The organism is Alienimonas chondri (assembly GCF_013036045.1).
Taxonomy (GTDB): Bacteria; Planctomycetota; Planctomycetia; order Planctomycetales; family Planctomycetaceae; genus Alienimonas; species Alienimonas chondri.
This window is the reverse complement of sequence record NZ_WTPX01000054.1, coordinates 1-22,093: the sequence shown is the minus strand read 5'-3', so window position 1 is coordinate 22,093 and position 22,093 is coordinate 1. Positions and strand designations below refer to the sequence as shown.

The 22,093-nt window shown below is 70.1% G+C and carries 23 protein-coding genes, 1 tRNA gene and 1 pseudogene; 9 read left to right on the top strand and 16 right to left on the bottom strand.

Features of this window, described 5'->3' with window-relative positions; translation table 11 throughout:
• The first annotated feature begins 7 nt into the window (after positions 1-7).
• Positions 8-580 carry a DsrE family protein gene (locus LzC2_RS09985; RefSeq protein ID WP_171186414.1) on the top strand — a complete coding sequence of 191 codons (573 nt, stop codon included), beginning with the start codon at positions 8-10 and terminating at the stop codon, positions 578-580.
• A gap of 16 nt (positions 581-596) precedes the next feature.
• On the opposite strand, the gene LzC2_RS09980 is transcribed toward LzC2_RS09985, so the two are convergent.
• The 6 genes from LzC2_RS09980 to LzC2_RS09955 form a co-directional block, all read right to left on the bottom strand.
• A complete protein-coding gene (locus LzC2_RS09980; RefSeq protein WP_171186412.1) occupies positions 597-980 on the bottom strand; it encodes a hypothetical protein in 384 nt (127 codons plus the stop codon).
• Between the two features lie 59 nt (positions 981-1,039).
• Complete coding sequence (locus tag LzC2_RS09975) at positions 1,040-1,858, bottom strand: sulfite exporter TauE/SafE family protein (protein WP_171186410.1); 819 nt, start codon at positions 1,856-1,858, stop codon at positions 1,040-1,042.
• A 59-nt stretch (positions 1,859-1,917) separates the two neighbouring features.
• Complete coding sequence (locus tag LzC2_RS09970) at positions 1,918-2,199, bottom strand: helix-turn-helix transcriptional regulator (RefSeq protein ID WP_171186408.1); 282 nt, start codon at positions 2,197-2,199, stop codon at positions 1,918-1,920.
• Between the two features lie 60 nt (positions 2,200-2,259).
• Positions 2,260-3,255 carry a 2-hydroxyacid dehydrogenase gene (locus LzC2_RS09965; protein ID WP_171186406.1) on the bottom strand — a complete coding sequence of 332 codons (996 nt, stop codon included), beginning with the start codon at positions 3,253-3,255 and terminating at the stop codon, positions 2,260-2,262.
• 46 nt (positions 3,256-3,301) lie between these two features.
• Complete coding sequence (locus LzC2_RS09960; protein ID WP_171186404.1) at positions 3,302-4,300, bottom strand: universal stress protein; 999 nt, start codon at positions 4,298-4,300, stop codon at positions 3,302-3,304.
• Positions 4,301-4,475: 175 nt separating this feature from the next.
• Positions 4,476-5,063: a VIT1/CCC1 transporter family protein gene (locus LzC2_RS09955; protein ID WP_171186402.1), complete on the bottom strand. Its 588-nt coding sequence runs from the start codon at positions 5,061-5,063 to the stop codon at positions 4,476-4,478.
• Between the two features lie 175 nt (positions 5,064-5,238).
• On the opposite strand from LzC2_RS09955, the gene LzC2_RS09950 reads away from it, so the two are divergent.
• Positions 5,239-5,388, top strand: a complete 150-nt coding sequence (locus LzC2_RS09950) for a hypothetical protein (RefSeq protein ID WP_171186400.1) — start codon at positions 5,239-5,241, stop codon at positions 5,386-5,388.
• On the opposite strand, the gene LzC2_RS09945 is transcribed toward LzC2_RS09950, so the two are convergent.
• Entirely contained in the window at positions 5,373-6,803 is a 1,431-nt protein-coding gene (locus LzC2_RS09945) for a sigma-54-dependent transcriptional regulator (protein WP_171186398.1), read from the bottom strand. The genes LzC2_RS09950 and LzC2_RS09945 overlap by 16 nt on opposite strands.
• A 110-nt stretch (positions 6,804-6,913) precedes the next feature.
• Here LzC2_RS09945 and LzC2_RS09940 point away from each other — a divergent pair, with 110 nt between their 5' ends.
• Both LzC2_RS09940 and LzC2_RS22250 read left to right on the top strand, forming a co-directional pair.
• Entirely contained in the window at positions 6,914-7,234 is a 321-nt protein-coding gene (locus tag LzC2_RS09940; protein ID WP_171186396.1) for a cation-transporting P-type ATPase, read from the top strand.
• 31 nt (positions 7,235-7,265) lie between these two features.
• A pseudogene (locus LzC2_RS22250) lies at positions 7,266-7,439 on the top strand (hypothetical protein); the annotation flags it as partial.
• Positions 7,440-7,464: 25 nt separating this feature from the next.
• On the opposite strand, the gene LzC2_RS23020 reads toward LzC2_RS22250, so the two are convergent.
• The 3 genes from LzC2_RS23020 to LzC2_RS22825 form a co-directional block, all read right to left on the bottom strand.
• On the bottom strand, positions 7,465-8,028 hold the full coding sequence (locus LzC2_RS23020) for an FAD-dependent oxidoreductase (RefSeq protein WP_171186392.1): 564 nt from the start codon (positions 8,026-8,028) through the stop codon (positions 7,465-7,467).
• A 66-nt stretch (positions 8,029-8,094) separates the two neighbouring features.
• Positions 8,095-9,060, bottom strand: a complete 966-nt coding sequence (locus LzC2_RS09925) for a universal stress protein (protein WP_171186390.1) — start codon at positions 9,058-9,060, stop codon at positions 8,095-8,097.
• A gap of 187 nt (positions 9,061-9,247) precedes the next feature.
• A complete protein-coding gene (locus LzC2_RS22825; protein ID WP_171186387.1) occupies positions 9,248-11,158 on the bottom strand; it encodes a PAS domain S-box protein in 1,911 nt (636 codons plus the stop codon).
• A 134-nt stretch (positions 11,159-11,292) separates the two neighbouring features.
• Between LzC2_RS22825 and LzC2_RS09915 the strand changes: the two genes are divergently transcribed.
• Together LzC2_RS09915 and LzC2_RS09910 are read left to right on the top strand one after the other, a co-directional pair.
• The gene (locus LzC2_RS09915) at positions 11,293-11,631 is read left to right on the top strand and encodes a carboxymuconolactone decarboxylase family protein (protein WP_206678646.1); all 339 of its coding nucleotides are present in this window, start codon (positions 11,293-11,295) and stop codon (positions 11,629-11,631) included.
• Between the two features lie 377 nt (positions 11,632-12,008).
• A complete protein-coding gene (locus LzC2_RS09910) occupies positions 12,009-12,281 on the top strand; it encodes a hypothetical protein (protein ID WP_171186385.1) in 273 nt (90 codons plus the stop codon).
• 180 nt (positions 12,282-12,461) lie between these two features.
• Here LzC2_RS09910 and LzC2_RS09905 read toward each other — a convergent pair whose 3' ends face one another.
• The 6 genes from LzC2_RS09905 to LzC2_RS09880 form a co-directional block, all read right to left on the bottom strand.
• Positions 12,462-12,956 carry a hypothetical protein gene (locus LzC2_RS09905; protein WP_171186383.1) on the bottom strand — a complete coding sequence of 165 codons (495 nt, stop codon included), beginning with the start codon at positions 12,954-12,956 and terminating at the stop codon, positions 12,462-12,464.
• A gap of 120 nt (positions 12,957-13,076) precedes the next feature.
• Positions 13,077-13,160, bottom strand: a tRNA-Leu gene (locus tag LzC2_RS09900).
• A gap of 118 nt (positions 13,161-13,278) precedes the next feature.
• Positions 13,279-14,397, bottom strand: a complete 1,119-nt coding sequence (locus LzC2_RS09895; RefSeq protein ID WP_171186382.1) for a serine hydrolase domain-containing protein — start codon at positions 14,395-14,397, stop codon at positions 13,279-13,281.
• A 53-nt stretch (positions 14,398-14,450) separates the two neighbouring features.
• Positions 14,451-14,882, bottom strand: a complete 432-nt coding sequence (locus LzC2_RS09890) for an STAS domain-containing protein (protein ID WP_171186380.1) — start codon at positions 14,880-14,882, stop codon at positions 14,451-14,453.
• A 154-nt stretch (positions 14,883-15,036) separates the two neighbouring features.
• Complete coding sequence (locus LzC2_RS09885; protein ID WP_171186378.1) at positions 15,037-16,992, bottom strand: DUF11 domain-containing protein; 1,956 nt, start codon at positions 16,990-16,992, stop codon at positions 15,037-15,039.
• A 249-nt stretch (positions 16,993-17,241) separates the two neighbouring features.
• A complete protein-coding gene (locus LzC2_RS09880) occupies positions 17,242-18,645 on the bottom strand; it encodes a hypothetical protein (protein WP_174977610.1) in 1,404 nt (467 codons plus the stop codon).
• 370 nt (positions 18,646-19,015) lie between these two features.
• Between LzC2_RS09880 and LzC2_RS09875 the strand changes: the two genes are divergently transcribed.
• From LzC2_RS09875 to LzC2_RS09865, 3 genes are read left to right on the top strand one after another with little or no spacing between them, the layout of a single operon-like run.
• A complete protein-coding gene (locus LzC2_RS09875; protein ID WP_171186376.1) occupies positions 19,016-20,017 on the top strand; it encodes a LolA family protein in 1,002 nt (333 codons plus the stop codon).
• Positions 20,014-21,030: a vWA domain-containing protein gene (locus LzC2_RS09870; protein ID WP_171186374.1), complete on the top strand. Its 1,017-nt coding sequence runs from the start codon at positions 20,014-20,016 to the stop codon at positions 21,028-21,030. The genes LzC2_RS09875 and LzC2_RS09870 overlap by 4 nt, the downstream gene beginning before the upstream one ends.
• Positions 21,027-22,091 (top strand): tetratricopeptide repeat protein, encoded by a 1,065-nt coding sequence (locus LzC2_RS09865; RefSeq protein ID WP_171186372.1) that lies wholly within the window; start codon positions 21,027-21,029, stop codon positions 22,089-22,091. The genes LzC2_RS09870 and LzC2_RS09865 overlap by 4 nt, the downstream gene beginning before the upstream one ends.
• The last annotated feature ends 2 nt before the right edge of the window (positions 22,092-22,093 follow it).

Sequence of the window (22,093 nt, the reverse complement as noted above, 5' to 3'; positions counted from 1 at the left end):
CACACGAATGAAGACCTTCATGGCCCTCGGCGCCCCGGCCCTTGTGGCGGCGCTGCTCGTCGCCGACCCGACCGGCACGCCCGAGTTTCAATATCCCGTGATCGAGGGGCACGGCGGGATCGTCGTGCTGCCCAACGCCGCTCAGCAGCCCGAGAAAGATTCCAAGGTGTTGCTCGACATCACCTCCGACGCCAAGTCGGGCGGCGTCATTAAAGGGTTCGATAGAGCGGGGCTGATCCTCAACCAATACACGCAGGCCGGGGCGGGAACCGACGACGGGTTTAAAATGGCCCTCATCCTTCACGGCCCGGCGACGAAGGCAGCGCTCCGGGACGAGGCGTACGTGAAACACTCCAAGCCCTACGCCCAAGCCCAGGGCGATTCGTCCAACCCTAACCTCGATCTGATTCGGAAACTCAAGAAGGAGGGAGTCGAAATCTACGTCTGCGGCCAAGCGCTGGCCCACCACGGGTTCGCGACGGACGAGGTCGCCCCGGAGGTCACGATCGCGGTGTCCGCCGCCACGGTGAATATCAACCTGCAGACCGACGGCTACGCCTACATCCCGTTTATGAACTGACGCGGAGGGCGTCGCTCTAAGCGGGAATCAACGTGCAAGCCCCGCCGGCGTCGGGGGCCGACACGACGCCGGCGGCGCGGAGGCGACGCGCTCCCGCGAAGTTTCCGGCACAGGACTGAGCCTTGGCGAAGGTGGCCGCGGGACGGTCGACGCGGGCGGCGTCACGACCGGCGGTTGAGGATAGTGCGCGCCCCGCGTCGACGCCGAAACTTCGACGCCGCGGGCAAAGCCTCCGGCTCGCGGGGGAGCGGGGCGGGTCGGCGGTCCAGTCGCCGCCCTTGACCGGCAGACCCTGCGCGTAGTTCTTGACCATGTCCTTCAGCTCCGGCTGATCGCACTCGAAGCCCATCTCCTCGGCCCGCTTCAGCGTCTCCTCCGTGACGTCGTCGCCGACATTCATGAGGTCTTGCAGGAAGACTTTCAGGAAGGGAACGGAAGCTCAACGAAGGCGGCGGGCCCTCAGGAGGGGACCGCCTCCCAGAGCATCGCGGCGGCGGCTAGGACGATCACGCCGGCAAACAGCTGTTGCAATCGGTGTGCCGGTAGCCGGCGAGCGATCCGTGAGCCGATTTCCAAGCCAACGACGCCGCCTGCCGTAAACAGGCCAAGCGGTCCCAGCGGCAGCCGCTCGCCGCCGATCTGGTGCGAGAGAAAGCCGGACAACCCGACCAGCGCCACGACCAGAAGCGAGGTGGCGACCGCCCGTCGGATCTCCATCCCGGCCAGCAGGACGAGAGCGGGCACGATCACGAAGCCGCCGCCCACGCCGAACAGGCCCGACAGCACGCCGACGAACAGCCCCGCCGCCGCCAGCACGGCCGCGCACCGTGATGTGAGCGCCAGCCGGCCGGAGTCTCCCGTTCGACAGGCGGACTGCGGAGCAGGGTGAAACGCCTGTGCTTCGTGTCCGGAATCGGGGCGGGCGGTCCAACCCATGCGAGCCGCCGCGAGGAGCATCAGGCCGGCGAAGGCGGCGAGCAGCACGTTTGGCGAGAGCTGCCCCGCGACCCACGCCCCCGCCGGCGCCCCGAGCATCCCGGCGACTGAGACGATCAGGCCGATGCGCAAGTCCAGCAACCCCTCCCGCCAGCGCCGCACCGCCCCCCAGGCCGCCGTGGCGCCGACTGTCGCCAGCGACATGCCGACCGCCGCCTGCGGAGAGAGCGCGTGAACGTAGACCAGCAGCGGGACCGCCAGCAGCGAGCCGCCGCCTCCGGTCATGCCGAGCAACGCCCCGACGATCGCGCCGGAGAGAACCCATGGCGCGGCTTCGATCATCGGTCGTCCAGCAGGGGATGCCGCTTGCGGAGGTGTCGGTCCACGCCGTCGCAGAGGAGTCAGCGTATCTCGAAGACGGACTCATTATGAACGCGGTACGCCGCCTGGGTACCTCGGCAGGCGACCTCCACGAGACCGACCCGCCGCATCACCGACCGGCGCTTCGACGTAGAAGCCCGCGACATCTCACGGGCCTGGGAGAAGGCGGTGACATGGGCCTTCGCCTCCCGATGCCGGAGCAACAGCCGGATCCACTGCTCGTCCGCCAACGCCTTGAAGGATTCGACGACGGGGCGGATCGACTCGGGGCGGACGGGGGGGCGGCCGTCAGGGCACTGCATCGTGGTCTTCCGATTGCGGGAACCCCACCCCCCACCGCTTCTCCGCCGCGAACGACCGTATCAGTTCCGTCGCACGGCGTTGGAGCATCGGCCGGTTCGCTCGAAATCCGTCACGTTCTGCAGCGTGGTGCGGGCGATGGCGGTCACGGCCTCGCGGGTGAAGAAGGCCTGATGGCCGGTGACCAATACGTTCGGGAACGTCAGCAAACGGGCGAAGACGTCGTCCGTCAACGGGTCGCTGGAATGATCCTCGAAGAACAGGTCCGCCTCCTCCTCGTAGACGTCGATTCCCAGCGAACCCAACCGGCGGGTCTTGAGCGCGTCGATCACCGCCCGCGTGTCGATCAGAGCCCCACGGCTGGTGTTGATCAACATCGCTCCGGGCTTCATCCGATCGAGGAACGCGGCGTCGACCAGGTGGCGGGTGTCCGGCGTCAGCGGGCAGTGCAGCGTGACGAGGTCCGACCGTGACGCCAGTTCGTCCGCTGCGACGTATTCCACGTCCTCCGCAAGAAGCGCCTTGTCCGGCTCCGTGTCGGCGGCGAGCACATGGCAGCCGAATCCCAGCAGGATGCGGGCGACGACCGCGCCGATCTTCCCGGTCCCGATCACCCCGGCGGTCTTGCCGTGCAGGTCGAATCCCATCAGACCGTCCAGCGCGAAGTTACCCTCTCGGATCCGGTCCCTCGCTCTGGGGATTTTGCGGTTCAGCGACAGGATTAGCGCGATCGTGTGCTCCGCGACCGCGTGCGGGGAATAGGCCGGCACCCGCACGACCGTCAGTCCCAGCCGGTCGGCGGCAGCGAGATCGACGTGGTTGAACCCGGCGCTCCGCAGGGCGATCAGCTTCGTCCCGACTTCGGCGAGAACCTCCAAGGCTGCGGCATCGACCGAGTCGTTCACGAACGGACAGACCGCTCCGGCGCCGGCGGCCAGCGGCGCGGTCTCGGCGGTCAGCCGCGGTTCGAGGAACGTCAGGTCGTGGCCGAACGCCTCGTTCTCCCGGGCGAAAAACTCCCGGTCGAACGGCTTGGCGCTGTAAACGGTGAGTTGCATGACGAATCGCGTTCGGTGGGATCGTGAATGAGGCGAGGGCCGTGGTTCAGCCGCGACCGCTGCGGTGCAGCCAGACCGGCCGGGCGCTGTGCCGGAGGACAAACCGCGACGTGCTGCCGACGAGGAACCGACTCCACAGGTTGCGGCCGCGGTCCGCCACGACGAGCAGGTCCGCGTCCTCCGCGGCGGCCCGATCGCACAATGCCTCGCCGACGTGGTCGGTTTCGGCGACCTCCGTGCGGACGTCGTACCCGCGTTCGCGGAACGGCGTCGATGCAGCCTGGACCGCGCCTTCGCACCGATCCCGCACGGCTTGGCACATCGCCGCGTACTTCTCCGCCGAAACGGCGCCCGAGGAATCCGCGAACGCCCACTCCGGCGGGTCCGGCAGCGTGAGCGACAACAGCGTGACGCGAGTTCCTTCCGGCCAATCGAAGCCGGCGAGGGCGTAGGCGGCGTCGGTTCCTCCCGCCGATCCGTCGCACCCGATCAGCAGCCGCGGCGGACGATCTGGGGCGCCGGCGTCGCCGCCGGTCGCGTCCAGTTCATCGACCGTCGCGTCCGGATCCGCGGTCCCCCGGACCACCAAGACCGGGCAGGCCGCGTGCGTGGCGAGGCGGTCCGAAGTCGAGCCGAGCAGCGCCCGTTCGACGGCATTGTGGCCGACGGCGCCGACGACGACGAGGTCCGCCCGGAACCGCCCGGCCTCCGCCAGCAGTTCTTCGGCGGTCGACCCGTGCAGAACGCTCGTGCTGACGTGCTGCGTCAGGTCCGCGAAGACCGTCGCCTCCTCGGCGACGGCCGCGTCGGCGGCGTCGCGGCAGCTTGCCATCAGCGGCGGCCACTCGTCGCCGAGGCAAAACGACAGCGATCCGGGCGGCAGCTCGACCGATTTCGTCAGCCGAACGGCGGGCGGCGACGGGAACGGCAGCCGGGCCAAGTACCGGGCAGCCCGCTTCGCCGGACGGGAGAGGTCCGTCGCCATCAGCACGCGGCTCGGGGCTTCGACGGCGACTTGCGGAGCCGGGGCGGTCAGAGTGGTCATTGGTGCAGATTGGCGAGGTGAAACAGATCGACGATGCATTTCCCCCTCGCAGACCCCGTGCCGTCGCCGCGTTCCCCGTCGTGAGGCGCCGGCGATGTGCTCTGCCGCCCGCCCGACGTGCGGTACCGCACACGCTGGACGGGATTCGCACGCGACCTCACGCAGCCGGACTCGATCAGGCGAGATCCGCGAGGAGACGCCCGCAGAGATAGGCGAGGGCCGCGGCCGCCCCGCCGATCGCCAGCGACTCGAATCCGGACTGCCACCAACGGGTGCGAACGATCCACGCCTTGGCGGCGCCGATTCCGAAGAACGTCGCAGCCGTCAGCCCGGCGCTGACGCCCGCGGTCGATCCCCCGACGCCCCCGTCGCCCCCGCCGACCGCATACGGCAGCAGCGGCACGGCCCCGGCGACCGCAAAGGTGGCGAACGTCACCGCCGCGGCGGTCAGCGGGTTCGGCGACGCGTCGCTGGGTACGCAGTCAGCTGAGGCGAGATCGGTCCGCTGTCGGTCCGCCTTCGTGCCGAGGTAGTTCCCCGCGGCCATGCTGAACCCGTCGCCGACAAGATTCGCCACGCCGAGGATCAGCACGATCCGCGGCTCCAGCCCGGCCCCCTCCACGCCGGAGACGACCGCGAAGGTCGTCACCGTCCCGTCCGTCGCCCCGTAGACCGCATCGCGGAGATAGCGGCCGGCGATCGGGAACCGCGGCGGCCTTTGCGTTTCAGCGGAGACGCGAGCTGTGTCGTGAGGGTCGGGCATCGCAGTTGCGCGGTCGTCGGGAGGGAACGATTCCATACACCAACATCCATGCCGGTTCGCCCTTGGCGATCACGCTCCTTCCGCTCGCCGGGCTGTCGCTCGTCGTATTCGGTTGCGACGTGGCGCTCGCGCTCCGCGGACCGACTCGGCGGGCGCTTGCGGCCCGGAGCACGCGGTGACCGCCTCCGTGACCACGACCACCGCCGCCGCGACCCTCGGCCTGCCGGGCCGCCGAGAGACCCGCGTCGGGTGGGGCGAACCAGACGCCGCCGCCGTCGTGCTGCTCGCCGCGGCGGGCTTCGGACTCGTCTACGCGGTCTCCTGAGCGTCGTCCGCATCCGCGTCCGATTCGTCGTCGGCGATCGGTTTCACCCCGAGGCCATGCCGTTCGATCAGCCGGTACATCTTCCGACGGTGCACGCCGAGCAGTCGAGCCGCCTCGGCCTTGTTCCCGTCCGTCTTCCGCAACGCAGCTTCCACGGATTCCCGTTCGCGGTCCGCGAGCGTCGTCGCGGGCGGTCGGCGGGCTGCGGGCGGCGGATCGCTCTCACGCTCGGACGACCGGTCCCGCGGCGTCGCGGTTCGGCAGACGTCCGGCGGGAGGTCGTCCGGCGTGATCACGCCGTCGTCGGCGAGAATCAACGCCCGGTCGAGGGCGTTGAGCAACTGTCTGACATTTCCGGGCCAGGGGTAGGTACCGATCGCCTCTCGGGCGTCCGGATCCAATTTCGCTTTTCCCGCGAGCTTCATCTCCACGAAGGCCCACCGATCGTCCCCCCGCTCGCGGAGCGGCGGCAGATCGACCGACAGCACGTTCACTCGGTAATACAGGTCCTCGCGAAACTGACCGGCCGCGACCTCCGCGGCCAGATCCCGGTTCGTGGCGGCGACGACCCGCACGTCGACCCGTCGCTCTCGAGAGGACCCCACTCGGCGGAGCGACCCATCTTCAAGGACGCGGAGCAGCTTCGGCTGAAGAGCCGGCGGGAGTTCGCCGAGTTCGTCGATGAACAGGGTGCCGCCGTCGGCGACCTCGAATAATCCGGGCTGTTCCTCCGTCGCGCCGGTGAACGCCCCCTTCTCGTGCCCGAACAACTCGCTCTCGACCAACTGCTCCGGCAGGGCCGCGCAGTTCACGGTGACCATCGGCCGGTCGGCCCGGCGGCTACGTTCGTGGATCGCTTTCGCCGCGACCTCCTTGCCGGCGCCGCTCTCGCCGGAGATCAGCACGGTGTGGTCGGTCGGAGCGACCCGGCCGATTAGCGCCGTCACCTGCCGCATCGCGGGCGAGGCGCCGATCATCGTCACCTTCGCGCGGTCACGGCTCAGCAGCGTGCGAAGCCGCACGTTGTCGCGACGAAGTCGTCGCCGATCGGCCGCGATCCGGCAGCGGGCTTCCAGCTCCGGCAGCGGAAACGGCTTGGTCAGGTAGTCCGCGGCCCCCAGCTTCATCGCCTGCACGGCCGAGTCGATGGTGCCCTGTCCCGTCAGCACGACGACCTCCACGCCGGGCTGTACCTCAGCCAGTCGGTCGAGCACTTCCAGCCCGGTGAGCCCGGGCATGTTCAGGTCCAGCAGGACGACGTCGAAGTCCGTCCGGCGGCAAGCGTCCAGCCCCTCGCCCCCATTCGCCGCCGCGGTCACGCGGTGGCCACGGCGGACCATGAACTCCTCGCACAGGGCACGAAAGTCGGCGTCGTCCTCGACGATCAACAGCGACAGAACGGGGTCGGCGGCCATCGGCCCGAGGGCGTGCGGAACGTGGACGAATCGGTTTCGGCGCCGGGAATGCTACCCGGGACGGCGGCGGGTCGCCCGCCGACCGTATCGCCGCGCCTCCCGCCGCCGCCGTGTTAGCCACGCATTCGCCGCCGACCTCAACTCAGCCGTGGCATCCAGACGCCCCGCCGCACGCGAGACCGGCCCGCGAGATGGCCGCGGAACTGGGGGCCGACTCTTCCGCCGGCCTCACGCGGGACGAGGTCGCGCGGCGGCAGGCGGAGTACGGCCCCGACGAGCTGATCGAGGCGGCCGGCACCCTCACGCAGAACCGGATAACGGTCACCGCGCTGGAGACCGGCGGCCAACGGGTCGATCTCCCCGCCAATGCGCCCGCCGACGCCGTGAAGGGACCGCCGTTCCCCCTGCTGCTCGCAGCCGCGGCCCTCTGAAACGACGCGGAACCGGCGGAACGACGCGGAACCGGCCTCCGGGGCCGACGGCGGACCGAACGCGGTCGGGGAACCGACCGAGGCCGCCTTCGTGTTCGCCGCCGCACGGAACGGTCTCGGCAAGGTGGCACTCGAACGCTGCTACCCGCGGATCGCGGAGGCGCCCTTCGACTCCGACCGCAAACGGATGACGACGGTCTACTAACTCGACGCCGCGGACGACGTCGCCTTCAAAAATCAGCTTCAGGACCGGCGTGCTCGACCGCAACTCCGCCCCATGGAAGACGGCCTCGTCCGCCAGTTTGCGCAGCACAGCCGGCCGAAACGACCGGTCCGGCAGGGCGTGGGGGTGGTGAACGATGTCGGGCCGCACGTCCGACAGTTGCCGTCGCACATCGTCCGTCGTCCATAGTAAGGCGTCGGGCCCCCAGCCCCGCCCGTTCCCAAGCCTCGACCGTCGATGTCAGGTCCGTCTCCAGATGGGCGGCGAGGTACACCATGCGGTTCGCGATCTGTCCGTCGGCGGGCGGATCCTCAATGCATTCCGGGCGGAAGTGGACCGTGCGCCGCAGTGAATCCAGACACGCGGCCGCCCACGGGACGCTGTCCTTGGCGAACGCGGCTTCGCTGTGCAGCCAGCCTTGATTCTGAGAGGAGGCGGCGCGGCCGAGTTTCGCGGACGACTCCAAGATGGTCACGGGAACGCCGGACTGCGTCAGACGGGCGGCGGACGCCAGACCAGCGAACCCGGCGCCGACGCTCAGGACGCGGTTGGGGCGAGGCGAGGGCGACATCAGACCGTTCTTTCAGGGAAAGGTTCTGGGGGATGCGAAGGTGCGGGAGAAGCATCGGCGGCGCCGTTACGCCCGCCGGCCGCGGCAGATCCAGACGCTGCCCCCGAAGTGCCGAAGGACGTGGCGCGAGACGCTGCCGAGATGCACGCCGAAGGTCGACGGCCGGCCGCGATCGCCGACCGCAACGACGTCCGCCCGACACGTTTTCGCCCGACGAACGATCTCCGCGCCGGCCCGCTCGCCGGTTCGCACGTCGACGGTCACGCTGGCCCCGGTCTCCCGCAGGGGTTCGGCGAGCCGTTCGAGATCCGCGATGCGGGCGTCCTTCAACTCCTGGAGCATTTCGGCGTCGATCTCGTGCATCGCCTTCGACATCGCGACGTACATCTCCATGACGTGCAACAGCGTGATCTCGGCGCCGCGACCCCACTTGTAGGACGCCAATTCGCGGACGGCCCGCAGCGCCTGATCGGTTTCGTCCACGGCGACGAGCGCCCGCAGAGGATGCGTGTCCGTCACATTGGTTGCCGCCCCGGCCCCGTCGCGAAGACCTGTCGGACGCACGACGAGCGCCGAGCAGCCCGCGTGGGTGGCGACGGTGTCGGAAACCGAGCCCAGCAGGACTCTCTCGACGGCCGACTGTCCCTTCGCCCCCATCACGATCAGTTCGCTGTGGGAGGAGGCCGCCTCCGCGAGGATCTGGTCGGACACCGCCCCGCGGCGGACTTGGGTGCGTACGAACTTCGCCATCGGGCGGAACGGCTCGGCGGCGTCGGCCACGCTCGCCGCGGCGTCGGCGTGCAGCTTGGCCATGATGTCCGGCCAGGCCGCGAACAACCCGACGCTGGTCGGCTGCGTGGGGGCGGTCACGACGTGCATCACCGTGACTTCCGGCGCCTCCCGATACGGCAGCCGCAGGGCCAGCCAGGCCGCCTCCGCGGAGTCCTCGGCGAAATCGGTGGGCAGCAGAACCCGCGGCGCCCCGGGGTGCGGGCGGAGGAGGTCATGAACGGAGTCGGCGGCGGTGGGCATCGGAGGAGTCCTCGGAGTGAATGGCCGTGCGGCCGGAAACCCCAAGTCGTCGACGCAAGAGCCGTTCCGCGGTCAATTTCCCTCCCGCCAAGCGCCGCCGCGTGCGGACCGGGCGCACTCCAGGTCTCTCTCGCACCCGAACCGTGCGGTTCCGCACGCCGCCGGTGGTCGGCCGACGAATCCGCGGTCAGTCAGACGCCGGGAGCGGCAACGTCAGCGTAAACGCCGCTCCGCCGCCCGGCGCCCGTCCCGCGTGAAGAGCGCCGCCGTGCGCCTCGCTCAGTCGAGAGGAGATCGCCAGTCCCAGCCCGGCGCCCCGCTGCTTCGTCGTGAAGAACGCTTCGAAGGCCCGCGTCCGCTGCTCCTCCGTCAGACCGGGCCCTTCGTCCGTCACCCGTACGGCGACGGAGTCCGCGGATGACTCCGTGTCGACCTTCACCGCACCGCCCGGGGGGCTGACGGCGATCGCATTCTCGAAGAGGTTGCGGAACACCTGCTCCAGACGAAGCCGGTCCCCGACCAGGGAAACCCCGGCGGCCCCCCCGTCCTCCAGCCGAACGCTGTCGACCGCGTTTTCACCCTCGACCGCGGACCGCCACGCACGTCGCCACACTTCGCGGAGATCGAGCGGCCCGGTCTCCAACCGCACGGGCGCCGCGTATTCGCGAACTTCTTCGTAGAGACGCGTCAGGTCCGTCAACGCGGCGGCGACCTTCCCCAATGTCGGGAGCCGATTCTCCGGCACATCCAGAGCGACGACATCCAGCCCGGCCCGTGCCCGTTGGAGGGCGTTGCGACCTTCGTGGGCGAGCCCCGCGACGGTCTCGCCGATCGCCGCAAGCCGCTCTGATCGCAGGGCGCGATCCTGGGCTCGACGCAATTCGGTCACGTCGCTGCCGATCAGGACCGCGGCGCCGCCCTGCGGACCGGCTTCGCCGAGAAGACCGCCCCACCACAGCATCTCCCGGTGTTCGCCGGATCGCGTCGTCATCGAACACAACGCCGCCTCCACGCGGCCGCCGCCGAGGACCGACGCCGCGGGCCCCCCGCGGCCGCGGGCGAATGCGTCCCCCCAACTTCGCCCGTTCAGCGCCCCCGGCCGCTCGCCCCTAAGCCGCTCCGCCGCGGCGTTGCAGCGGACGATATGTGCGTCCGGTCCCACGACCGTCACGCACGCCTGCGTCGTGTCGAGGAGAACGCGGGAGAAGTCTCGCTCCCGACGGACCGCCTCCGCCGCCCGGCGCTCCTCCGTCACGTCCCGGACAAACCAAACTTCGTGGTGGTCGTACCGATAGCGGGCGGTCTCCACGGTGCGAGGCGAGCCGTCCGCGTGGACGATCTCCTCGGTGCGAACCTGCATCTCATCCGGACCGACGTCGAATTCGTAGCTCCTCTGGACCGCGTCGGCCGCGCGGCCGTGCAGCAGCGAGAACCAGGCGTCGAGCGTCGACAGTTCGGCCCGTGAACGCCCGGTCATCCGCTCGACCGCCGCGTTGCACAGGACCGCCCCGGTCCGCCGGTCCGCGTACACGGCGCCGGCGGGCAGGTGTTCGACCATGAAGCGGATCTGACGGTCCCGCTCCGCGACGGCGTCCTCGGCCGCCCGCTGGACGGTGAGATCCCGCACGATGCCGGTGAACAGCCGCCGGGCCGGCAACCGGACCTCGCCGACGGCGAGGTTCATCGGGAAGGTCGTGCCGTCCTTTCTCAATCCTTCGACGTCGCGGCCGACGCCGATAATTTTCGCCTCGCCGGTGGCGAGGTAGCTCTCCAAATAGCCGTCGTGCTCCTCCCGAAACGGACTGGGCATCAGCACTGAGACGTTCTGCCCGGGCAACTCGTCCACGCCGTATCCGAATATCCGGGCGGCGGCGGCGTTCACCGACTCGATCCGTCCGGTCTCTTCGATCGTCAGGATGCCGTCGACGGCCGCGTCCAGCACTGCCCGCAGCCGCTCCGCCGGATCAGCCCTCGCGGGCTTCCCGTCCGCCTCTCGGTTCTGCATCGGACCCGAGTCTCTGTGCGACGCCAGCACCGGACAACTCGCTCCCGGCTGGCTCACCTCCCGCGGGGTCGGCGGATCGTTCGGCTGATTCACGGTGGCGCTGTCTGAGGCGTGCGAACCCGCACGGCGGTAAGCGGAACCGCGTGGCCGCTGGCGGGAATCGCACAGTCTGTCGATCCCCGCAACCGTTACCAAACCCCCTTTCACCTTTATCCCGCGATCGCGTCGTGGTTCATGCACGTTCGCACCGGCAGATTCAGAAAATAAATATGATGGTCGCCTCGGACTACGATCCGCTGAGCCAATCCGCCATGGCCCCGGCCCGGGAGGCTTTTCCGAACCTGTTGAACGGCTTTCGGATATTGCACGGCGCTGCCTTCGACGGCGACGCCTTGGACCTGCGGCGGAAAAGAATTATCGCTTTGAGAATCGCGACGGCGGTGCGGTGCGAACGCTGCATCGACGCCCACGTTCACGCATCGTTCAAAGCCGGCGTCACGACGGCTCAAATCCACGAGGCTGCCGCCGTCGCCGTCCTCATGGGCGGCGGCCCGGCGAAGACATAGACCTGCGGAAATTCCACGCAGCGCTGGCGGCCTTTGACGATAGCGGCGAAGCGGGGCGAGACGGGCCTCTCGCAATTTCCAAACTTAAGGTCCACGCCCGACGTAATAATCTGCCGTTCTCCCAGCGACGGGGAGCCTATAACAAGACCCCCGCAGACCACCTTTTCAATTCCAGAATGTAATCTATCCTCGAAGTCGGCGAGATATGACAGCAAATCACACAGCGCTTCGGCCGCCTTCTCCCTCGCGCGAGCGGTCGTTCTCCTTGCCCAAGAACCGCTTCTTCTATCGATCCCTAAGCGATGAATCCGCCTCGCCTCCGGCCCAGATGCGAACCAGCTGCAAGCCGGATGATAAGACGATAAGAGGATAAGAGGATGACGTTTCCGTCATGGACGGCGTCTCTTTCCGAGGCCCCGGTCTACTCCGGTGGGAGCCGATGGCGTTGCCTTCGCAAAGCAGGCAGCATTTTGAGCCTGTTAAAAACAATCACGAAGGATCCGCCCGGGCAGAATGCCGGCAGAGGCGAGCCAGTGGTCGCCGGCCAGCGTCTCCGCCAGCCGCTCTTTCAGCAGTCGTTCGACGATCCACAGGTCGTGGGCGATCTCCTCGCCCCCCCGGCCGCCTGCCAGCGTCTGGCCTGCTGGTAAACCCCCTCCCCGGCGGGAAATCCCGCGGCAGGTAACGCCAGGGGCAGCCGGTTTTGAACACGTAACGGACGGCGTCGAACCGCCTCCCCAGGGGATGCTCCCGCATCAGCGTCAGCTAGGGTGCAAGGAACTCCCACTCTGGATCCGTGACGTCGCCGGGGTAGGCCCGCCGCGGCTCGCTCATGCCTCATTCGCTATACCCGTAGTACGAAAGCCAATACCAGGCTCTTGCGAGCGGTTCCCCGACTTCCGCGTCCAGCCGGCCTCGACCATCGCCGCGTGCACGGTCAGCAACCGCTTCGGGCCGAACTCGGCCGCAGACGTCGGGCCGGCGACCTTCCGCAGGATCCGTAGGGCGGACTTGTAGTTGTGCTGCTCGGCGGCGGGCTCGCCGTCTGGGGTGACGTAGAACGCCACGGCGTGACGCCAGAACGCGAGGATCACCTCGGCGACCGTCACGCCATCCGGGTCCGGCGACGCCTTCGCCGCATTGGTCGTCGGCGGGACCACGCCGGTCTCCCGCCAGTCGGCGAGCAGGCGATGGTACGCCGCCTCAGCCTCGGGGGAGCCGGAACTGCCGAGGCAGAAGTCCCGTCCGCCGATGCGGACTCGGGCCTTCCCGGTCGGCGTGTGGTGAACGAGCGCGGGGGTGCGACGCTTGCGCGTGACGGACATCGTGCGGACCTTTGCGGGGCGGTCCGGGGTAGTCACTACCCCGGGCGTCGCCCGTCATGGCCGCGTCGCCCCACATGGGCGAGTACCGCAAGTCGCGTGTTCAGACGAAGTTACGTCAAGTGCCCGGGAGAGGACTCGAACCTCCACGGGGTTGCCCCCACTGGCACCTGAAGCCAGCGCGTCTGCCAATTCCGCCACCCGGGCGGGCACTTGTTCCCTTCCGACACTCGACCGAAGCCGGAGGTTCGTCGGGGAGGGGGAAATCTATTCGCCGGGACGGCAAACCGCAAGCGGCTCTCCCGAGGGCAAACCGTGGTCGGGCTCAATCCGCCACGAACGACGCAACAATCGCGTTCGACAGCCGGCCGCAGATCCCGCCGTCGGGTTCCTGAGGGAGCGCGGTCAAGATTACCGCCCACGTCCCCTCCGTTGGGTTCACCCACATTACGCAGCCCGTTGCCCCCCAGTGACCGTACGCGGCGGCCGGGAGCAGGTCGCCGAAATACGCGGCGTGGGCCGGCCAGATGCCACGCCAACCCAAGCCCCACGGGCGGCAGCGACGGTCCTCCTCCGGCACGTGACGCATCGAGCGAAGCGCATTCGTCGTCCCCGTCCGCACCGCGGCGGAACTGAGGATCGGACCGCCGCCCGTCGCCCACGCCGCGCAGAATCGGCCGAGGTCCGCCGCCGTCGAGATCGCCCCGCCCCACGGCGCTCCGAGCGCGCGCCAGTAGGCGCTGTTCCAAATCGGAATGCGATCCTCCAACAACACCAGCCGAAGCGCCGGGTTGCGCACCTCCGCGACGGCTCCGACGGTCGCATCGCCCCCGGGTTCAGCGGCTCCCAGCGAGGCGGCCGTCATCTGAAGCGGCTCGAAGACGCGTTCCGAAAGCAAACGGCCGGCTCGGGCGGGGTCGTCGCCGGTGAGGACGGACCACAGCACGGCGAACCCGAGGCTGCTGTATCGACAGGCCCGACCCGGCTCAAAGGCGAGCGGCGCCTGAATCGCTCTTTCGAGAAACCCGTCCAGGGGCGTCTCGCTCAGCCGAAGCTCGCGGTCGTCGGCCAACAGGTCCGGCAGGCCGGAGGTATGGCTGAGAAGATGCAGAACCCGCACCCGGCGTTTCTGGCCGCCGACGAAGGCCGGGAGGTGATCGCAGACGCGATCGCCCAACGAGAGTTCGCCCCGCTCGACCGCGGCGAGGGCCAGCGTGGCGACCAGCGGCTTCGTCAGCGAGGCGACGGCGAACCGCGTCTCCGGCGTGGCCGGCGGTCCGTTCGGCCTGATCGATCCGCTCGCCAGCGGGCGCAGTCCCATCCCGCCGGAACCGACGCAGATCGACGCCGCCGCGTCGCCGCAGAGGGCGTTCACCAGGGGACGAACGCGGGCCCAGCGCGTCGCGTCCAGTCCGATCTCGGCGGGGTCGTCCGTCCACTGCATCGCCAGTCCCTTCGCAGCCTCACTGGTCCGCCCGCGGCATCGCCCGCCGGGGTTCAGTCCTCGAGGTCGGCCGTGTGGACGCCGAGGAGCTGATCGAGGCGGGACGCTTCCAAGATCCCGCGGACATCCTCGGTCGGGTTGAACAGCAGGACGCGCACGTCCCGCCGCACCAGCGAAGGCAGGCCGCCCAGCATGCCGGGGGGATAGCGTTCGAGTCCCGTCAGGTCGATCGCGAGAGCCTTCGCGTCGGCGCCGGCGACCACGTCGGCGGCTTCTCGCAGGAAGGCCTCCGGGTCGGCGTCGATCTCCTCGGCGCCGTCCCAGCCGATCACCGTGACTTCGCCGTGTCGATAGAGCGAAAACGTCGTCGGCGCGTCCCATCCCTCCGGCGACGGCTGGGCGGATTCCGCGTTGCCGGGGACGCTCCCCCGGACCGGCATCGCCGGGGAAAATGCGGTGGTGGGGGTATCGGCGAGATCGGGCATGGCGGAACTCCGACAGAAGCTTACCGCAATCCGTCGCCTCGCCGCACCTCTTGCCGCATCCCCGGCCCTGCCGCCTGCCGGGCGACGGCGAAGCGGGGGGGCGAAGCGGGGAGCGAACGCACGGGGGGCTGACGCCCCGCCGCTCGCCGAGGATCTACCGCACGCGGGTCTGGAAGGTGAGCTTGCCTTTTTGGCCGCCCTCCAGCTCCCCGTCGAGGACGAAGCGAACGATCCCGCTGCCCTCCCCGTTGGGGGTGACCTGCAACTGGCCGGGGAGCGTCGCCTCGCCGCTGCCCTCGACGTAGTCCAACCGCGGGGTGAGGTTGTCGAGGATCGTGATTTCCGAGAGCGGCTTCTGGCCGCGGTTCTCGACGGTGATGGTGAAGGTCACCACGTCGCCGGTCGTGGCGAAGGCCTTGTCGGCGAACTTCCGCACGCACAGCAGACCGGGCTTCCGCTTGTCCTCGACGCCCACGATCACCTGCGGCTGAATCGTGTTGATCGCCATGGTCGCGGCGCTACCGACGAAGAAGGTCACCGGGTTGTCGGCCCGCGTCCAGACGGCCGCGGCGTCCTCACGCTCCGCGAGTTCGGCGGAGGTCAGGCCGACGCGCATGTTGGCCTGCTCGTTCGTGAGAACCCGCAGCGTCTCGACGTACCGCACGTTCTGCTGACGGCGGAGCACGTCGGAGAGGCCGCTCCAGGGCTGGTCGACCGTCAGGCCGGAGACCCGACTGCGGACGCGGGCGGAGTCCGGCCGCACGTCCTGACGAACGGTGCCGGTCGGAATATCAATGATCCCCACGCTGCTGCGATCCGTGCGGGCGAGGTCCGCGGGGCCGAGATAACGGGTATCCGCGACGGTGCCGAAGACCGTGCGAACTTCCGCGAAGCGGGGAGCGTAGATGCAGACGCGGTTCGTCGGCTGAACCAGCAGTTCGCCGTCGGAGCCGCGGAAGCGAACGACCGCATCCTCGGGATCCAGCCCGCCGAGACCGCCGAGTTCGTCCGTCACGCCGGCCGGACGGAAGCGATCGCCGCCGTCGCACAGGTATTCGTCTTTCGGCCGGACTTCCGGCGGGCAATAGGGTCCGGGCGTCCGCCAGTCCAACACCGCACCGCCGACCGGCGGCAGCGATCCGTACCGCACCCCGCCCGGCGGACAATGCACCGGCGGCGCGTAGGCCGGCGGGCAATCGAGCGCGGGGGGACAGGCGAGAGCCGGCGGGCAGGCGTCCAGCGTCGCGTGCCCCTCGGGACACGCTTCGAGCGGGCAATCGACCAAGCGGCCGAGGAGATCGCCGGCGGCCGGTTCGACCGCGGAGACCTGCGTGACGGCGTCGGTGACGGGCGGCAGCGGGGGAAGATTCACGTCCGCGGGGGCGGCGGGAAAGACCGGACCGCCGGTGCCGTAGAACGCCGGCTCCGGGCGACGCAGATCCGGCGTCCGACCGCCGAGCCGCACCACCGCGATGACCCGGCCGCGGGCGTCGCCCTCGGCGAGCGGGTCGGCGTTGGGCGGCAGATCGGTGCGCCGCAACGGGCCGCGGAACATCGTCACGGGGGCGAGGTCCGGGTCTTCCAAGTAGATCACCTTCGTGATCAAAGCGCCGGCCGCGGCGAGGCGGGCCTCCTCCGGCGTGATGCTGACCGGCAGCGGGAACGCGCTGGCCAGCCCGTCGGGCGGATGCAGACGATCGACCAATTCGATCGAGGGAAACAAGACCGTTCCCTCTGGCAGATCCGGGACGTCCGTGATCCGCATGCGATAGGTTCGCCCGACGCAGATCCGCGCCAGGGAGCCGCCGGCCTCGCCCTCGGGAGCCGCCTCATCGCCGCCGATGGGGATGGGCGGGGCGTACGGGGTGCCGTAGACCTCCACCGCGCCGCCGCCGGCCGCGGAGACGTTGATCGTCTGGAACCCGCGGCGGCTGGGATCGAGCAGCACGCCCCGGGCGCCGACGGCGCCCATCGGCGAATCCGCCAGCGGAGGAAGAGGCGTGCCGGCGCCGGGACGCCGCAAACTCTGCCCATGCGCAGACGGCATCCCCCAAGCGACGCAGAGCGTCGCGACGAGGGACAGCAGGGCCGCGGCGTGGGGGCGGGGCATGGACTGATCCGGCCGGTTCGGGCGGTGACTGACGGGGCGAGACACGCGAGGGACTCTCGCCGGACTCCCGGCAGCCGCCCGCTGTCTCCGCCCGACTCTCGGTTCGACTTCAGCCGACTTCCGACTGACTCACTGCCGCAAGCCGGACGCCCCGTGAGGGACGCCCGGCTCGCGGGCCGGCGGTGCGGGCCGCCGACTTTATAAGGTCGAGTTCACGTCGAACCGGCCTTCCTCATCTCCACCGCCGCCTCACTTGCAGCGGCACTGTCCGACGGGGCAGGCGCCGTTCGGGCAACCCGGATCGACCATCGATCCGCCGCCCGGGAAGCCGGCGCCGCCGGCGGAGTACGGCCCGACGTTGAAGCCGTTGCCGTGGGGGCCGGGGGGCATCGGCGTGCCGGGGGCGACCATCTGCCCGGGGTACTTCACCTCGCCGGCGCCGTAGTGCGGGTGGTTCTCTTCGTAGTAGGTGTAAGCCACCGGAGCCGGCAGGCTCAGACCCGGGTTGTGCTTCACGTCGGTCAAGCTGTGCTCGACCGGCCGGGGCAGACGGGTCTTGGTGAGGTTCCGCATCGTGTGGCTCTGCAGGCTCGCCGGGCCGCCGTACGGCAGGTGGGGCGGGCCGGGCAGGCCGATGGGGGTGCCGACGTTGGGAATCCCGTGCACCGGCAGCGTGGCGGCCATTCCCGGTCCGGGGTAGCCGACGCCGGTTTCGGCGACGATCTGCGGGGCGGGCACGCCGATCGGGCCGGTCCCGGTGGTGGCGATGGGGATCGGCGGGGCGAACTCGCCCAGCTCGCCCTGGTAGCTGTAGTCGACCTGCTCGACGCCGCCTTCGCCTTCGTAGCTGACCGGGCTCACGCCGGAGCCGGGCAGCGGACGACCGGGCATCTCAAGGTCGATGCCGCCCATGCGGAACACCGCCAGCAGCGTGCCGCGTTGTTCGGCCAGGGCGACCGGATCCTGACCCGGATCGAGGCGGGTGGAGACGAGCGTCTCGACGCCGACGATGGCCAGATCCTGGTATTCCGCATCCGGCAGGTAGACGACCTTGGTGACGAAGTTGTTGCTGCGGACGTTGTCCAGATCCTCGGCGGTCACTTCGACCGGCACGGGCACGTGGGACAGGTACGCGGCGGTCTCCGGCTGAGCCGGGAACAACTGCAGGGTCGGGTACAGGTTCAGACCGGGACGGCCGGGGATGTCGCTCAGTTTGAGCCGGTAGACGGCGGCCTGCGGGAAGTTGTACTTCGCCGGGGCGACGAGCTGATCCTCAGCGTACACGGCGCCGCTCTGCCAGCCGATCGTCATGCCCGGGGGGTTGACGAAGGTGACCTGCGTGGTCGCCGGGGCGCCCGGCAGACCGCCGGGGGCCGCGGAACCGCCGCCGCCAAGGCCGTATCCGCCCATCGCGGCGCCGCCGCCGTAGCCGGGCGGGCAATTCGCCGGGCAGTGCCCCGCGGTTTGCTGGATCGGTCCGGCCATGGGGGGCAGAACCCCGGGTCCGGGGCCGTCGATCATCGGGCCGGGGTGCTGGAGCATCGACGCCGGCGGAGCGACATATTCGCTCGTCGCGGCGCCGGGCGTCCCTTTCACCGAACAGCCCACGCAGACGACCACGCAGGTGGCCAATCCGAACAGGTAAAGTCTCATGGGAACCCCTCCGAGGGTAGTTTTGGACGGTGCGTCAGTGCCCGCCGACGGGTGAATGCGAAAATCTCTCCGAACGCCTCCCGGAACGACCGGGGAGCGAGCGTCGTGTGTCCCCGCGGGCGGGCTTGCCCGGGGCGTGGCGATCGGGGCGAACGGCGGGGACGCGAGGTCGTCTGGAAGCCCCGTCAACGGGGCGTTCGTTCAAACCGTCTCGACCGATTCCGCCGGCACGCCGTAGACTGCCGACGCGACCCGTGCATCAGCGCGGACCGCACCGGAGGAATCGGACCGCTAGCGCCGCGATCTTCGGTCCGAGTGTCGCGATCCGTCAAAACGGTCCAGTCGGACCCTCGCCCAGGACGCCCCCCGCATGATTCCGCGACCGATCGCCGCCGCGGTTCTCCTCTTCTATGCACCGCTGTGCGGGTTGGCCCAAGACCCCGCGGGCGCGAACCCTTCGGCCCCGAACCCGACCGTCGAGGCCCCGCCCCCCGAAGGCCCGGCCGCCCCGGCTGCAGACGCCTCATCAGAGTCCGCGACGCGCTATCTGGACGAGGCGCGCGTGCGGTTGGGCACGGTGCAGTCTCTGTCCGCCGCGTTGAAACAGACCGCGATGGTGGGCGGCCAGCGATTCGCCGGCGAGGGTCGATTGCTGCTCGCCAGCGGCGGCCGGATTCGCATGGAGCTCGCGCCGACCTCCAACCAGCTCGGCGGCGGACCGGCGCTGCTTCAGGTCTGCGACGGCGCGATCATGTACACGCGGTTCGCGTTCGCCGACAGCGTCGCCGTCACCCGCCGAAACGTGCGCACGGTTCGGACCGAGGCGGCGTCCCGCCCCTCCGGGGCCGGACTGGCGGGCGATCTGGCCTGCGGCGGCCTGACCGGCACGCTGGCGTCGCTGCGGACCGCAATGCTTTGGGATCCGCCGCAGAAGGAGACCATCGCCGATCGCCCCTATGTCGTGCTGACCGGCCGCTGGACGACCGGCGCCCTCGTCGTCTTTGCTCAGAAACGAAAAGATCGCCTTGAGCGGGGCGAAACGCCCGGCCCGCTGCCCCCGACCGGCGTGACGGTCTATCTCGACGTCGACACCCTCGTCCCGCATCGCATCCGCTACTGGACGCAGGACGAGAACGGCCCGCGGGTGCCGACGCTCACGCTGGATCTGTCCGGCATCGTCATCAACGGCGCCCTGCCCCCGGACGCCTTCGAGTTCGCCCCGCCGGACGGCATCGAAGTCGAAGACCTGACCGAGGCCGCCGTCGTCCGAGCCCGCACCGCCGGACTGCCGAAAGCCGTTCGCTCCGCAGAGGACGGGGAGAACGCCGACGGGGACGCCGCCCAGAACGCCGACGGGGATTCGGTCGAATGACCTCCCCCGACCTCACCCTCCCGGCCCGCCCGTCCCGCGAACGCGGCGGTCTGCTGCCCGGTTGGCTGACGAGCCTCGCGTTGCATGCGGCTCTGCTGGCGCTGGTCGCCACGCAATTGCGCAGCTGCGCCGGGTCGAACACGGACGGCGAAGCCGCCGAGGGCTTCCGCGAGGTCGGCATTCGCCTGCGGCCCGCCGAGGGAACCGCGGACAGCCCGAACGACGCCGCCTCCCCCACGCCCGCCGAAGCCGCGGAAGCGCCCCCGCAACCGACCGCCGACGCGCTCTCCACCGGCGACGCGACCGACGCCGCAGAAGCGAATCGCGACGCCCAACCGGCTGACGACGGCCCGCCCACGATCGGCCCCGGCGTCGGTTCCGTGACCGGTCCGATGGCCCCTCCCGGCGGCGCCATCGACGCCCCCGCCGGTCCGGTCGCCGACCCCGGCGCGCTGGGCGCCGCGGGCAAACGCGGCGTCACGGAATTTTTCGGCCTGCGGGCGGAGGCGGAGACGTTCGTCTACGTCGTCGATCGCAGCGGCAGCATGGACGCTTCCAGAGAGTTCGCGATCGCCAAGCGGGAGGTGCTCGCCAGCCTGGCGACGCTCGGCCCGAAGCAGCGATTCCAGATCCTGTTCTTCAACGACAGCGTCAAGCCGATGACGGAACGGGCCCGGATGGAGGACGGCTTCTACTACGCCACCGGATTCAATAAGACGCTCGCGAACCAGTTCGTCAGCTCGGTCGTCCCCGGTGGCGGCACCCAGCCGCTCACGGCGCTCGAAGCGGCGCTCGCCTTGAAGCCGGACGCGATCTTCTTCCTCACGGACGGGAAGAAGGGGCTGACCGCCGGCGATTTCAGCGCCCTGCGGCGGCTGAACAAACACGACACGCGAATCCACTGCGTTCGCTTCGGGCAGGGACGCGACACGATCCGCGACAACGAGATCACCCGGCTCGCCTCCGAGCACGACGGCGGCTACCAGTACCGCGACGTGCGGGACATGCGATGAGCCTCCCACGAACTGCCCTCGTCGCGGCGCTCGCGATCGCGATGCATGGCGCCGGTTCGCAGGCCGAAGACGTGGTCACCGTGCGGACCGACGACGGCGGCCGCCGCGATGTGGTCGGGGAAGTGGTGAGCTACGACGCCTCCCTGCTCTCGCTGCGGGCGCCGACCGGGGCGCTGTTGGAGTTCCCCGCCGAAGACGTGGTGACGATCGTCACCCCGCGGCTGCCGTCGCACCTCGCCGGTTTGCGGGCCTGGGCGAACCGCGACGTGCCGCTGGCCCGGGAGCGCCTCGCCGCGGCGCTCGCCGAAGAACCGCGGGAGTGGGTGCGACGCGACCTGCTCGCGGCGCTGGTCACGGCCGATCTCGCCGCCGCGGATCGCCCCGCTGCGGGGTCGCACTTCCTCGCCCTGCATCGCAGCGACCCCACGGCGACCGACCGGCTGGGTCTGATGCCGGTTCCTTGGGACGACCGACCGCCGCGGGCCGCGAACCTCGCCGCGGCGAATCGGTGGATGAACGGGATCGACGACGCGGAGCGGCTGCTGGGCGCCGGCGTGCTGGTTGGTTCGCCCGCCCGTCGCCCGGCGGCGGTGGAGAGCCTGCAACGGCTCAGTCGGTCCGCCTCCCCGCAAATCGCGGAGCTGGCCCGGCTCCAGCGTTGGCGGGCGAAGGTTTTGGACGGGCAGGCGACCGCGTCGGAGTTGGACGCCGCCCGCCGACGAATCGACTCGCTGCCCGAACCGCTGCGGACCGGGCCGCTGTTCACCCTCGGCATCGCGAGCCAGGTGGCGGGGCGAAACGACGAAGCGACCGCGGCGTTCCTGTGGGCGCCCGTCGCGGATTCGACCGATCCGACGCGGGCCGCGGACGGGCTCGTGCGAGCCGCCGATCTGCTGCGGGCCGGCGACCCACTGGCGGCCGTCCGGCTGTGGCGGGAGACGATCGCCCGGTTCCCGTTCACCGACGCGGCGGAGACCGCCCGGCGGCGGCTGGACGAGTTCGCCGCCCCGAACGCCGATGCGTCGGCGACTGCCGTTCCGGCAACGGCGGAGTCCCCCTAAAC